13 protein-coding genes and 1 pseudogene are annotated in these 12,852 nt (G+C 59.7%); 4 read left to right on the top strand and 10 right to left on the bottom strand.

Annotated elements, in window-relative coordinates; translation table 11 throughout:
• Positions 1–135: 135 nt before the first annotated feature.
• From FURADRAFT_RS20565 to FURADRAFT_RS10535, 3 genes and pseudogenes are all read right to left on the bottom strand, one after another.
• Entirely contained in the window at positions 136–423 is a 288-nt protein-coding gene (locus tag FURADRAFT_RS20565) for a hypothetical protein (protein WP_150105050.1), read from the bottom strand.
• A gap of 330 nt (positions 424–753) precedes the next feature.
• Entirely contained in the window at positions 754–1,128 is a 375-nt protein-coding gene (locus tag FURADRAFT_RS10540) for a hypothetical protein (RefSeq protein WP_201441945.1), read from the bottom strand.
• Between the two features lie 139 nt (positions 1,129–1,267).
• Positions 1,268–1,629 (bottom strand): annotated as a pseudogene (locus FURADRAFT_RS10535) (transposase); the annotation flags it as partial.
• Between the two features lie 430 nt (positions 1,630–2,059).
• Here FURADRAFT_RS10535 and FURADRAFT_RS10525 point away from each other — a divergent pair.
• From FURADRAFT_RS10525 to FURADRAFT_RS10515, 3 genes are all read left to right on the top strand, one after another.
• Positions 2,060–2,890 carry a molybdenum cofactor biosynthesis F family protein gene (locus FURADRAFT_RS10525; protein WP_008954131.1) on the top strand — a complete coding sequence of 277 codons (831 nt, stop codon included), beginning with the start codon at positions 2,060–2,062 and terminating at the stop codon, positions 2,888–2,890.
• A gap of 111 nt (positions 2,891–3,001) precedes the next feature.
• Complete coding sequence (locus tag FURADRAFT_RS10520; RefSeq protein ID WP_008954130.1) at positions 3,002–3,805, top strand: SDR family oxidoreductase; 804 nt, start codon at positions 3,002–3,004, stop codon at positions 3,803–3,805.
• Between the two features lie 165 nt (positions 3,806–3,970).
• Complete coding sequence (locus FURADRAFT_RS10515) at positions 3,971–4,651, top strand: substrate-binding periplasmic protein (protein ID WP_040652727.1); 681 nt, start codon at positions 3,971–3,973, stop codon at positions 4,649–4,651.
• A 149-nt stretch (positions 4,652–4,800) separates the two neighbouring features.
• Here FURADRAFT_RS10515 and FURADRAFT_RS10510 read toward each other — a convergent pair whose 3' ends face one another.
• A complete protein-coding gene (locus FURADRAFT_RS10510) occupies positions 4,801–5,589 on the bottom strand; it encodes an SDR family NAD(P)-dependent oxidoreductase (protein ID WP_008954128.1) in 789 nt (262 codons plus the stop codon).
• Positions 5,590–5,753: 164 nt separating this feature from the next.
• On the opposite strand from FURADRAFT_RS10510, the gene hpaR reads away from it, so the two are divergent.
• Entirely contained in the window at positions 5,754–6,236 is a 483-nt protein-coding gene (gene hpaR / locus FURADRAFT_RS10505) for a homoprotocatechuate degradation operon regulator HpaR (RefSeq protein WP_008954127.1), read from the top strand.
• A 160-nt stretch (positions 6,237–6,396) separates the two neighbouring features.
• On the opposite strand, the gene FURADRAFT_RS10500 is transcribed toward hpaR, so the two are convergent.
• The 6 genes from FURADRAFT_RS10500 to FURADRAFT_RS10475 all read right to left on the bottom strand — a co-directional run bounded on the left by FURADRAFT_RS10500 (position 6,397) and on the right by FURADRAFT_RS10475 (position 12,729).
• The gene (locus FURADRAFT_RS10500) at positions 6,397–6,759 is read right to left on the bottom strand and encodes a cupin domain-containing protein (protein WP_008954126.1); all 363 of its coding nucleotides are present in this window, start codon (positions 6,757–6,759) and stop codon (positions 6,397–6,399) included.
• Between the two features lie 18 nt (positions 6,760–6,777).
• Complete coding sequence (locus FURADRAFT_RS10495; RefSeq protein ID WP_008954125.1) at positions 6,778–8,076, bottom strand: NAD(P)/FAD-dependent oxidoreductase; 1,299 nt, start codon at positions 8,074–8,076, stop codon at positions 6,778–6,780.
• A 196-nt stretch (positions 8,077–8,272) separates the two neighbouring features.
• Positions 8,273–8,848: a DUF3156 family protein gene (locus tag FURADRAFT_RS10490; protein WP_008954124.1), complete on the bottom strand. Its 576-nt coding sequence runs from the start codon at positions 8,846–8,848 to the stop codon at positions 8,273–8,275.
• Positions 8,829–10,334, bottom strand: coding sequence for an APC family permease (locus FURADRAFT_RS10485; RefSeq protein WP_008954123.1), 1,506 nt, complete (start codon positions 10,332–10,334; stop codon positions 8,829–8,831). The genes FURADRAFT_RS10490 and FURADRAFT_RS10485 overlap by 20 nt, the downstream gene beginning before the upstream one ends.
• 94 nt (positions 10,335–10,428) lie before the next feature.
• The gene (locus tag FURADRAFT_RS10480; protein WP_008954122.1) at positions 10,429–11,124 is read right to left on the bottom strand and encodes a helix-turn-helix transcriptional regulator; all 696 of its coding nucleotides are present in this window, start codon (positions 11,122–11,124) and stop codon (positions 10,429–10,431) included.
• Positions 11,125–11,229: 105 nt separating this feature from the next.
• A complete protein-coding gene (locus FURADRAFT_RS10475; RefSeq protein WP_008954121.1) occupies positions 11,230–12,729 on the bottom strand; it encodes an aldehyde dehydrogenase family protein in 1,500 nt (499 codons plus the stop codon).
• Positions 12,730–12,852 lie beyond the last annotated feature (123 nt).

Raw genomic sequence — 12,852 nt, 5'->3', positions numbered from 1 at the left:
GTCCTGAGATACAGGGGCAAATCCACCCACCAAGCAGACCACACCTCTTGTATCTCTGAAGCGGGTCACCTTCACTTCTCATAAGCGCACCCTAACAGTGTGAATAGCCGGCGCTCCCAAGCGCGCCAGGTTGATTTAACGGTTAGACTTTTCTTGAATTTCAGTAGTGGAGAATTCAATACCCCCTATTCTTTTGGCAACGTGGTTGTAAATCCAAAAAATAGATCGTGAAATGACGTAGCCCATCCCGCCATAAAATAGTGGGGCGATGAAAAAAAACCAAAATGGAAAATTGGAGCCAGCAGGCGAAAAAATCAGACCAACAATACCAACAAGAACAAAAGGCAGTGTAAATAGCACATACAAGGCCGAAACGACCTTTGCGGACTGATGGGTTGAGATATGAGTGATTTGTTTAATCATTGAGTCCTCTGTACGTACGTTGCTGAAAAACTAGAAGTAGATGCCTATAAAAGACGTAGCTTTGCACCTTTTTCAGCGACAGGAGGGCGTCCGCCCTACTCTGCCTGGCTTGCTGGCGATGCGTACATTCACCATAGACAAAACCCGTCAGCGGCGACAGGGGCCAGGGTTGGCCGAAGGGATGGATACAGGAGGATCGGGCGGCGCGGCGGGGTTGGGCATGGGGCGTGCGCGGCGGAGGGTGCGCGGGGCGCCCGGACGGCGTGAGTGGGCATGGCCGGTCCGGGGCTGGGTTACAGGCGGCGCATTGCGCAGCGCCTTGAGTGCGCCTTATATGGTTAGTCGCTTGACCATCGACTCAAAAAGGTACGGTTCCAAAGAGGGCAAGTTCTTTTTGGAGATATTCACCCCCCATTCCGGCTTGCTTTTCAGTCCCTCATAGTCTCGGTCAACAAATACCGAATTTGGTGACTCCCAAACCTTTGACGGAATCAAAAACAGTTTTGGTGCCTCACCCTCAAAGAGAAGGCCTAGCGCAAGATAGCGATTCTGATTCAAGGAAAACTTTGACTTCTGCATGAAGACGTAGCCCATCGACCGGAGAGACTTTACCTGGATTTCGATGAAAGGCCCATTGTCATTTCGTGCTACAAAGTCAATACCTCGATCATCGACTTCCGTTGAATACACCTGAAATCCGAACATGGTAAGTTCCATTTTCACGAAGTATTCAGTGTAAGCCCCAACCTGCTGATTATTAAGATGACGCCATTGGTATCGTGACGATGCGTGCCGTCAGCAGACACGTCAGCGCATCCGCCTGTGGCGGATGCCGCCAGGCATCTCGGGAGAGCCCCACAAGCCGGCAGGCGCGGCGCTCTGATAGCGCCAATCCACTGCTCAACATCACGCTAATGGCCTTCCGCTTGGCCTGCGGGGCTAACGCTTTACCCCGAAAGCGACCTTGAGGGCTTCGATGTCGAGATGGGCCTCGGCCAGCAACTTCTTGAGACGGGCGTTCTCGGCCTCCAGATCTCGGGCGCGCTGGAGTTCGGCGACATTCATGCCGCCGTATCGGCTTCGCCACTTGTAGAAGGTGGCCTCGGAGAAACCGCCCTGCCGGCAGACCTCCTTGATGGCCATGCCCAGTTCGGCCTGCTTGAGAAAGCCAATGATCTGTTCTTCGGTGAATCTGCTCTTCTTCATGTCCGTCATTCTCCTTCAGTGACGGACTTCTCTCTACTTTTGATTGGTAAGGCCTAAGGGGAGCAGATCACCGGTCACGCGCGATATCCAGTTCCAGTTCTCCATTCGGGGTAATTACAACCTTGGGGCTGGTGCCTTTCGGTGACTGCAGGCTTTGCCTAGCTCGGTCTCTGCGGCCAGATGGAGAGTAAGTTCGGTGGCAAGCATATCCTCAACGAGCTGCTTCTTAAGGAAGCCGGCCACGCCCGATTCGCCGAGAAGGGATTCGGCATCCAGTCCCTCTCTTCGGTTATGCAAAAGCACCTCATCCTTCTGGTTGATGTCACTGCCCTCAGTCCGGCGATAAATTACCTTCACCTCATATCTTTCACCATCACTGCGGTGAAAGACCGAACAGCAAGGCTATTCCGCCGATCAAGGAGCAAGCATCATGAATACTCAACCGATCTTCATTCAAGTTGGTGACCTCGCCGAGGGTTTTGCCCCGGACAGCCACATCCTTCCCGCTGTCAGCGACTTCGCCGGCCAAACCCTGCGCCTCCACTTTGCCGATGGCAGCGTGATCGAGCACGTGTTCGAAACGGCGTCCGATCTCAACTGGACCGTTGTTGCAGGCGCGGAAGCGGGCCAGAGCGGAGTGGATAGCTACCGTGCCACCTCGGTGCGAGAAGGTATTTACTTCATCGACTTCATCAAGCAGAGCGCGCGCGCCACTACGGTGAGTCTGGTGATTGATAACAAACGTGGGCTGTTCACCGCCGTGATCGGCACCTTGCCCTCCGAGGCCGAAACACGGCTCGACGCCTTCAGCCGCGTCGAACAGGGACTTGAGCTGACCGCGGTCAAGGCCGTGTTCGCGCACGGAACCATCAACCGCCCCGTCACCTTGGGCGAAGAACTGCACCAGCCCACACGCGAGCTGATTGGCCTGCGAAACCTGTACACCTACAGCCCAACCGAGCGTTACGAACACATCTACCTGAACGAGAACTTCTACGCCTGGCAGTGCCTCGACGGCGTGGAAAAGGGCTTGGCCGACGTTGACCGCTGCCATTACATCAAGATCGACAGCAACCTCTACCTGTTCGTCTGGCGCGAGAAGATCATCCCGACCCTGGGTGTGGTGATGATCGATCTCGACCGCCTGAAGACCGACGGCAAAATCTTCGGCTACCAGGGTAACAATTTCAACGAATTGTCTAACTTCCCGGTAGGCGCGCTGGCCGAGGTGCTCAATACCACCCGCTATCCGCAGGACTAAACCAGCGCGACTCCCCCAGCCAAGGACAGGAGATCCGTCCTCTCCTGCCCTTCTTTTCTCATGGTACCCAGTCGGGATCAGCCTGCATGCCATGCCCGAGGAGAACGCACAATGGATACGTTACAAACGAAAGAAAACCAGGTCGAGTTCGACTTCAGTGGACGTGTGGTGCTGGTCACCGGCGGCGCGCAAGGCATCGGCCGTGGCATCAGCACCACCTTTGCCGCACACGGCGCCACCGTCGCCATCGCCGATCTGCAGCAGTCACGAGCCGACGACACCGCCAGCGAGCTGTGTCAGGCCGGCGGCGCGGTGTACAGTTACAAGGCTGACCTGGCACAGCGTGAAGAGATCGTCGCGCTAATCGCTCGCATCGTGCGGGACTGTGGCCGGCTGGACGTGGTGGTGCACAACGCAGCCTACTTCCCTCTCACCCCTCTCGACGACATCACTCCGGCCCTGCTGGAGCGCACCCTCGCTGTCAACCTGAGCGCACTGTTCTGGATCACTCAAGCGGCCAAGCCCTTGCTATTGCCCCAAGGGAAGGGGCGCATTCTGGTCACCTCGTCGGTCACCGGCCCCCGTGTAGCCTACCCGGGGCTGACGCATTACGCGGCGTCGAAAGCCGGCGTCAATGGCTTCATCCGCTCGGCAGCACTGGAACTGGCCAGGAGCGGCATCACCGTCAACGGTGTGGAACCGGGTATGATCCGCACGCCGGCGATGGCCAACCTCGGCGACGAGGCCCTTAATACCGCCATCGCCCGCGGCATACCGCTAGGGCGGCTGGGCGAGCCGGCCGACATCGCCGCGGCGATGCTGTTTCTGGCATCAGATGCGGCCTCTTACATCACAGGTCAGACCATCGTGGTCGACGGCGGAGCGACGCTGCCGGAGTCAACGGCCGTGCTATAGACACAGTCTGCCCCTAGGCGCGGTGCTTTCGGCCACCTCACAGCTCGACGGAGTGCGCAGGAAAGGGGTGAGTTGCAGTGCAACCGGCGCTAACATGACTAAATAGAAGGCCCGATCGCACGCCCACTACAAGTGATGAAACCCGTCTCCCCCTTGCTGGCTGCCATGCTGCTGCTCAACGCAGCTACCCTCTGCGCTGCGCCGGAGCGCGAGCTGACCATCAGCACCTTTCCGATTACCGACGACCCGCTGTTCGTTACCTGCCAACAAGTGCTAAAGGAGGCGTACCGACGCATCGGCATCAGGATGAAGTTGGTAGCAATGCCGGGAAAGCGCTCGTTGGCCTCCGCCGACAGCGGCGAAACGGACGGCGACCTGTGTCAAGCGAAGGGAATAATGAAGGCATACCCGCATTTGGTTGAGGTCCCGCATCCGCTGACCAAGGCCGAAATGGTCGCCTTCTCGCGCCGGAAGCTCGATATCCGCAACTGGGAAGACCTGCGCCCATACGTGATCGACTACGAGCGCGGGGTCGAAGTGGTGGAGGAGAACACCGCGGGGATGAAGGCCACTCCGACCAACAGCATGGAGGCAGGGTTCCGGAAAATGCTCGCCGGCCACGCCGATGTGCATATCGACGCCAAGACCTCCGGTCTGTTCATGCTCAAGCGTATCGGATACCGGCACGTCTACATTTCCGCACCGCTGAACGTGCACACCCTGCACCACCACCTGAACATCAAGCACGCGGCACTGGTTGGCAGGCTGAGCGCTTCACTTGCGCAGATGCAGCGCGACGGCACCATCGCCAAGATCGAGCGCAGTGTGAACGGGCGTTGGCAATGAAGCGCACCGGGCACGCGGATGCCCTGCTCGGTGGTAACTATTGAGATTTACTGATTCCGCCATGCCCGCGCAGGTGGAAATCCAGCCGCCGAGCGGGACTCCCGCCTGCGCGGGAGCCACGGTGACTCAAGAGCCGGAGGAGTAGCGCTTCACAAGCGCCCGTACGCCAATGTCGGTACGTCGACGATAGTCGAACCGCCGTCAGCCACCAGTGTGGCGCCAGTGATGATGGAGGCCTCGTCCGATACCAGGAAGCGGCACACCGCGGCGATCTCGTCGGAGTTGGCGGCACGTCGCAAGGGCACGTCGGCGGTGACGCGGCGGTAGGCCGCATCGAGATCGTCTCCGTAACGCGCCATCAGGGGCTGCATTTCCTCATCCGCCATCGGCGTGCGCACCCAACCCGGACACACCGCGTTGACGCGCACCCCTGTCGGGCCATAATCGCGTGCCAGCGAGCGGGTCAACCCGATCAGCGCATGTTTGGTCGTGGTGTAGCCGCACACCTCCGGGCCGGCCGCCAACGACGCGATCGAGGCCATGAACACAATGGCGCCGCGCCGCTGTACCAGTTCCGGCAGGCAGGCGCGCGCACTGACGAAGGCGCTGTTGAGATTGGCCTGGAGCGAAGCCTGCCAGGCCGCATCGTCGGTATCGGTGGCACTGCCGAATCCCATGCCGCCGGCGCAGGCGACCAGCGCGTCGAGGCGTCCGTACTCGGCCAGGATGCTGGCAATGAAGCCTTGCCAATCGTCGGCGCTAGCGGCATCGCCGGCCAGCACCAGCCCGCCGATGTCGGCGGCAACCCTCTCGAGCAGCTTGCGACGGCGCCCGATCAGCACCACATGGGCCCCCTCGCTGGCGAAGCGGCGCGCGCAAGCTTCACCGATACCGCTACCGGCGCCAGTGACGACAATGGTACGTTGTTGGAAGGTCATGATCTCTCCTTGCTCAGTGTGGAACAGGAGACCAGTCTAGGGAGGACACCGCCGACGCGGCATCAACCGGATGGATGAGGTAGTCGCCGGTACGGCAGCGAGCATGACCACTTTCCGGTAAACTGTTAAAATATTAATTAATCTCCTCGGGAAAGCCTGCCCCCATGGAAAACCATCCCCCCCTCCATCAGCATCGCCTACCTCAACACCTGCTGCGCGCCCGCGAAGCGGTCATGGCCTACTTCCGCCCGGTTCTGAACAGCTTCGGCCTGACTGAGCAGCAATGGCGCATCCTACGCCTGCTGGATGACCGCGGCGAGCTGGAAGCCGGTGTGGTCGCCGATCTCGCCTGCATCCTCTCGCCCAGCCTGACCGGGATTTTGGTGCGCATGGAAAAGGCCGGGTTGATCCACCGCCGCCGCGACACCGTCGACAGCCGCCGGCTGATCGTCTCGGTCTCGGAAGAAGGCCGCGCCCTCACCCGCCGCATCGCCCCCCTGTCTGAAGCTTGCTACGAACAAATTGAAAGTTATTTCGGCCGGGACAAACTGGACCAACTCATCCAGTTGCTGAGCGAACTGGAAAAACTGCCCGTACCGCAAGGCATCCCACAGTTCGAGGCCGTAACGGAAGAAACCACCGACTGAGTCCGATCACATCTGTCGCACGGCCTCACATCCGTACCATGACTCCCGGTGAGGATTCCAGCTGCCAACAATTGGCCCCGCAGGAAAGGCCAGACCCCAGCTGCGTTGCCACAGCTGGGGTCTGGGTGTCATTCAGAGACGGCCGCATCGGCCGTGACTATCACACCACGGCGAAGAAGTGCTTAACGAAGAACTCGCCGCTCACGTCCCAGGTCACCACCGTGCCCTTGGTCACAAACCAGCTGTCGCCTTCACGATAGGTCACGCTGTGGCCGGTGCTGCCGTCGGTCAACGTCACCGACCCGGCCACCACGGTCGCTTGTTCATTAAAGGGGTAAACCATCTTGAACGTGCCCTTGGTCACACCGAAGTAGCCTGCCGAAACCGGATCGGTCGGCGCGCCAAACATGCCTTTCGCATAGGCGCTCACGTCTTCGCCGATCACCTCCGCACCGAGAACCGATACCGAGCCGATCAGGCCCAGATCCTGCAGGCCGAGTTTTTCAATTTTTTCCAAAGCCATTTTCTTACTCCTTAGTGTTTATCTGCGCCCGCTCCAATAACCGGACACTTGATGCCATATCTTGCCGGCGGAACAAATCACCGGCCTGAAATTGTCTTTGCCGACCACCTGGGTTCTGCGCACCGAGCTGATCAGGTCATAGCGTTCCGATCCTTCAGCGACGCCTTCTGCCAATACCTTGCAAATGATGTGGCTCGGCGTCACACCGAAGCCGGAATAACCTTGGACGAAATACACATTGGGTTGATCGGGCAGCGAACCGATTTGCGGGAACAGATTCGGGCTGCATGCCATCGGGCCGCCCCATGCCAGATCGATCTTCACATCCTTCAGATACGGGAACACCTTGAGCATCAATTGGCGGTTCCACTCTTTCAGGTCTTTCGGAATATGCTCGATCAAGGGCGTGGCTGCGCCGAACAACAAACGGTTTTCGTTGGTCACGCGGAAATAATCGATCACCGGTCGAATATCGCTGTAAGCGCCGCGGATGGGGCTGATTTTCCGGATCAACTCATCCGGCAACGGCTCCGTCATCAATTGAAACGCGTAGGTATTGATCGTGGTCTTGTGCAGATTGGGCTCGAGCTTGTTGAGGAAACTATCACAGGCCCACAGCAGTTTTTTCGCCCGCACCGAGCCCTTGGCGGTGCGCACATGAATGGTGTCGCCATAGGTCACTTCAACCGCCGGGCTGTTTTCGAAAATCTTGACCCCGTAGCTGGCAAGAGCCTTGGTTTCCCCCAGAAGCAGGTTGAGCGAGTGCACGTGCCCGCCTCCCATGTGTAAGAGCGCACTGTGATAGATATCGGAGCCGATGATCTCCCGGACTTCCTTCCCTTCCAGATAGCGAATCTCGTGTTGGGAGTTCAGCGATTTGAAATCTTTTTCCCAGGCCCTGAGCGTTTTGGCTTGTCGGCCATTGAAGCCGAGGTAGCCATAGCCATGACAGAAATCGGCATCGATATCGTATTTCTTAATGCGAGCCTTGATAATGTCGGCGCCTTGGTCACTGATGGCGAAAATCGCCTTTAGCCCTTCTTCGCCGACATCCTTCTTGATCTTTTCCATGTCATGGCCGATGCCCGCCATGATCTGGCCACCATTGCGGCCGCTGCCACCAAAGCCGATATAGCGGGCTTCCAGCAGCGCAATATTAGTGATGCCTTTTTCCGCCAGCTCCAGCGCGGTATTCACGCCGCTGAAACCACCACCGATCACGACGACATCGACATCGATATCTTCTTCGAGCGAGGGAAAGCTCAGGTGGTATTTTTTAGTGGCCGTGTAGTATGTAGACGTTTCAATATTAATCATGCTTCCGTTCTCCAATCCCGCATTTCCTGTGGCCAGCAAGCGGCGTCAGGAATGATCTCTTGCACGATTACTGTACGCGGAACCTCTGGAAACGCTTATCCCATTTCGGCAAATCATTTCCCCAAGCGGAAACCAAAAAAAAAGGTGCTAAACGCACCCTCTCTTTGGCTCATGAAAAACAGTCGACCGCGCCCGATCAAGCTCCCAGCAAGCGCATGAACACAATAAAGCTGGCCAGCAGGCACTGGCGCTGCGCCGGAGTCAGCCGGATGTAGCGCCGCATCGGCGGCAACCGGTTGACCACCTCGCTGGCGCCGAAATGTTCGATGCGCACAAGCCAACCCTGCTCACTACCAATCAGCTCGCAACGGCGAAAGTCGAGCGGCAGAATGGCAGCACGCAGCGAAGCATCCTGCTCGATGCGCCGTATCAACGTTGCCAATTCGGCACGATCCCCCTGCTTCACCACGCAGCGGATGCCCTCGCGCTTGAAGGCGCCAGTGTGCTGCAGTTCCAGGCGGGCCGGGCCGGTTAAGCCGCCCGGAACGGCGAGTTCAAACTCGCACAGCACAGTATGCGCCAGGAACATCGGCTCGACCCGCTCGCGCACGTCGAACGCCAGCCCACTGCCGGCGTTGCAATGCAGTAGCGTGGCGCTCTCGACCTGACATTCGAGCGGCGCCAGGTTGTGGCGTACCCGCTCCAGCGTCAGCCCGGGGCGGTAGCCGCCGGGCTGACGTGCCCTCAAGCGTTCAGCCAGCCTGGTGAGCACGGGAGATTTCCTCGTCGATCAGTGCGCCATGCTCGGCCGTCTTGCTGAATTCCTCTTCCAGAATCTGCTCGATCGGCACCGGACGGAACGGATGCACTTTCTGCACAAACACGGTCCAGAACAAACCATACAGCGCAGTCAGGCCAAGCATGATGCCGAACGGCACATAAATGGCGTGCGGGTCCATACCCGGAGGCGTGATGTACCAGATGGCGATGAGGATGCCGGCGCTGGAGATGACCTGCGGCAGCGGGAAAAACGGCGAGCGGTAGGCGCGCGGGAAGTCCGGGCGGGTGAAGCGCAGACGTACAATGGACAGCGTCACCAGCAGGTAGGCCACCCCCCAGGCGCACACAGCCGCCAGCACCAGCGGCATGATGCGATCCAGGTCACCGTTGATGGCCCAGGCATGTAGACACGGCACCGCGACCGCCACCAGAATGCCGAATAGCGGCGTTTTGAAGCGTGGATGCAGATAGGTAAAGATTTTTGGCAGGGCACCATCCAGCGCCATGCCATACAGAATGCGCGGCAGCGCTGCGATCAGGGTGTTGATGGTGGCGGCACCGGCGAACAGCAGTCCGATACCCAGCCAAATCTTGCCGAACGGTCCCATCACCTGGCCGGCGAACTGCGGCACCGCCATCGGGGTGTCCAGCAGGTGGGTGGCACCTTTCGGGTCCATCGCCACGTTAGCCACCTGACGTACCACGGCGGCACCGTAGATGAACATGGTGACCGCCACGCCGGTCAGGCCAATCTTGGCGGCACGCGGGATATTGCGGCCGGAGTTCTTCAGTTCCGGCGCCAACGGCGTCACCAGCTCAAAACCAACAAACATGAACATCGCCATGCCAATCAGGCTCAACACCGCGGTCGGGTCCTGCAGCGACACCGGCGCACCGAACCAGCCGTCCAGCTTCACCGCCGGCGCCTTGATCAGGCCGAGGATGCCGAAGATGGTGAGCGTGGCCCACATGCCGAAAGTCAGGATGATCTCCGCCTTGCCGAAGATAGTGATACCCAGCGCATTGAGGATACCGAAGAAGATCACCATGGCCACCCCGACCATCCATGAAGTCCCGCTGTGCTCCATCATGGTGTTCAGGTGTTCGAAGTTCACCAATGCCATGATGCCGGACAGAATAGTTTCCGCCGTGCCGGCAAAGACATGCACGAGAAGATAGGCGGCGATAGTGCCGGTAATGGCAAAGAAGCGCCCCATGCCACACGAGATGTAGTCGTAAACCGCGCCCGAGGTCGGCAGCATCGAGGCGGCTTCCGAGAACGTGGTGGCCTGCGCCTGCATCATGATGTAGGCAATCACCATCGCCAGCGCGAACGTACTGCCGGCCATGCCGAAACCACTGGTGACAGTGAGAATCACTGGGCTGGCCATTACCACGCCGACCGAGCTCGCCAGTGCCACTGGAAAACCGACTACCCCCTGATCGAGGTATCGGGTGAGTTTTTGATGTAGCGACATTGATGCAACTCCTTGAAAGCTTCTCTATTTTCTCCGAGGCGCGCTTTTCTATTATGAGCGCTGCCTTTCTACCCGGCCTATTGTTGGCCGGTCATTACCCCGCCCCCTCACCAACCAGGAATAACTGGCTGACAAGTTCGGTACGGTTCACAACCTGAAACTTGCGGAACAAGTGCTGCAGATGGGTCTTGACGGTGGGGAGTCCCAGGCCTAGGTCACGCGCGATGGTTTTGTTGCAGGCGCCGTCGCGCACCAGCAATGCCACCTGTTGTTCGCGGGGCGTCAGACGCTCGAACTGGGTGAAACCGGCTGGCTCCCCCTGCTGCGGCAGCCCGCTCTCGGCCGCCAACTCCACCAGCTTGTGCAGGTACTCCAGCATCTCCAGCTCACCGGCGCTGAAGTGCCCCAGCTCCTCGCCTCGAATCAGTGAGAAGCCGGCTACGACCTTGCCCTTGCTGCGCACGAACAACTCAACCACATCGCACATGGCGTTGCGCGCCATGAAAGCGCTGTACGGCGACCCAGGGCGCAGCCGCAGTGGAAGCACCTCATCCATCGGCACCACCACGCGACGGCCGCTGCCAAAACGCATGGGATGCAACGGGTCATGCTGCTGGTACTGACTGACGTAGCTCCGGTGCACACGCCCGGCCATTTTGTGCAACAGCCAGTCGCGTGGGCGCAGCTGCTCATCCACGCGATAGAACGCACAGGACGACACCGGCACCAAGGCGGTGAGGCTATCGATGCAGCGGCGAGCGTAGTGTTCGGAGCAGGTGGATAAGGCCATGAATTCTCCCTGGACGGCAGTGCCCTACCTCCAACCCTCTCTCCCACGGGAGTTTCCTTCGGTCACATGCACGGGAGAGGGAGCGGATCAGTGGCTGGTGAGACATCAATGCGCGATACACACCGATTTGAGCTCGGTAAAGCTCTCCACCGCAGTGCGGCCAAACTCGCGTCCCACGCCGGATTGCTTGTGGCCGCCAAACGGCAGGTTCGGGTCGAGCGGGACATGGCTGTTCACCCATACCGTGCCGGCCTGAATGCTCGGTGTCAGGTTCATCACCGCGGAGAGATCGTTGGTCCACAAGCTGGCCGCCAACCCATACGGCGTGTCATTGGCTAGCTGAATCGCCTCCTCGACGCTGTCGAACGGCATTGCCACCAGAACCGGTCCGAAGATCTCCTCGCGTACCACGGTCTTGCTGTGATCGACGTTGGTAAGCACGGTTGGCTGTACGAAGTAGCCGGGCCGATCGGATTTGCCGCCGCCGGCCAGCACGCGCGCGCCCTCGGCGCGGGCGATATCGAGATAGCGGCATACCGATTGCTGCTGCTTGGACGACACCAGCGGATTGACCTGGGCGGTGAGATCGAGCCCGGAGCCGAGCGTCATGCCTCGGACGGTGTCGGCCACACCCTCGACAATCTGATCGAACTTGCTGCGGTGGATATAGAGGCGCGAAGCGGCGGCGCACACCTGACCCTGGTTGAGAAATCCCCCCATCAGCACACCCTGGATCGCCTTGTCGACGTCGGCATCAGCCAGCACCACCATCGGGTTCTTGCCACCCAGCTCGAGCGAGAAACGTGTCATGTTATCCACGGCGGCATGGGCCACGGTCTTGCCGATGTCGGTAGAGCCGGTGAATGAGATCTTGCTCACCAGCGGATGGCTCGCCAGCGCCTGGCCGGCACGGCTGCCGCGCCCGGTCAGCACATTGACCACCCCCGGCGGAATGCCGGCTTCCAGCGCCAGTTCGCCCAAGCGCAGCGCGGTGAGCGGCGTCTCGGTGGAGGGCTTGAGCACGATGGTGCAGCCGGCCGCCAGCGCCGGGATCAGCTTCCAGATCGCGATCATCAGCGGGAAATTCCACGGCACGATGGCGGCCACGACCCCCGCCGGCTCACGCCGGGTGTAGGCGGTGTAACGGGTACCCTGTGGCACCGCGATCGACACGTCCATGGTCTCGCCGGTGATCTTGGTGGCCCAGCCGGCCATGTAGCGTACGTATTCAACCGAAGCGCCTACTTCGATGGCACGCGAGATATGGATGGACTTGCCTTGGTTCAGGGTTTCTAGCTGGGCCAGCTCCTCGCCGTGCGCCTCGATCACCTCGGCGAACTTGAGCAGGATGCGCTCACGGTCGGCCGGACGCAGACCGGACCATACACCACCGGCGAAAGCACGATGTGCGCTTTGCACCAGCGCCTCGACATCCTGCTCGTCGCCATCCGCCACGCTAGCAATCACCTCTCCGGTGGCCGGGTTGCGTACTTCGATGCGTCCCCCAGCGCGGGCCTGTACCGATGTGCCATCGACGAGGAGGCCATGTTCCTTGCGCAGGAAGGCGCTCACTACGGGGAGAACGGGAACCAGGTTCTGATCCATCCTCATTGCTCCTTTTCTGAATGCTTGCTTCGAATCGTGTTGTCGGCGCCGTGTCGCGGCCTCGGCTAGCATCGAGTCAAACCTTGGCGCCTTGATGTTTATCAATGTACTCGGAGCGGCTCT

Origin of the sequence: Pseudogulbenkiania ferrooxidans 2002 (genome assembly GCF_000174355.1) — a bacterium.
Classification (GTDB): domain Bacteria; phylum Pseudomonadota; class Gammaproteobacteria; order Burkholderiales; family Chromobacteriaceae; genus Pseudogulbenkiania; species Pseudogulbenkiania ferrooxidans.
This window is presented reverse-complemented; position numbering and strand designations above follow the sequence as displayed.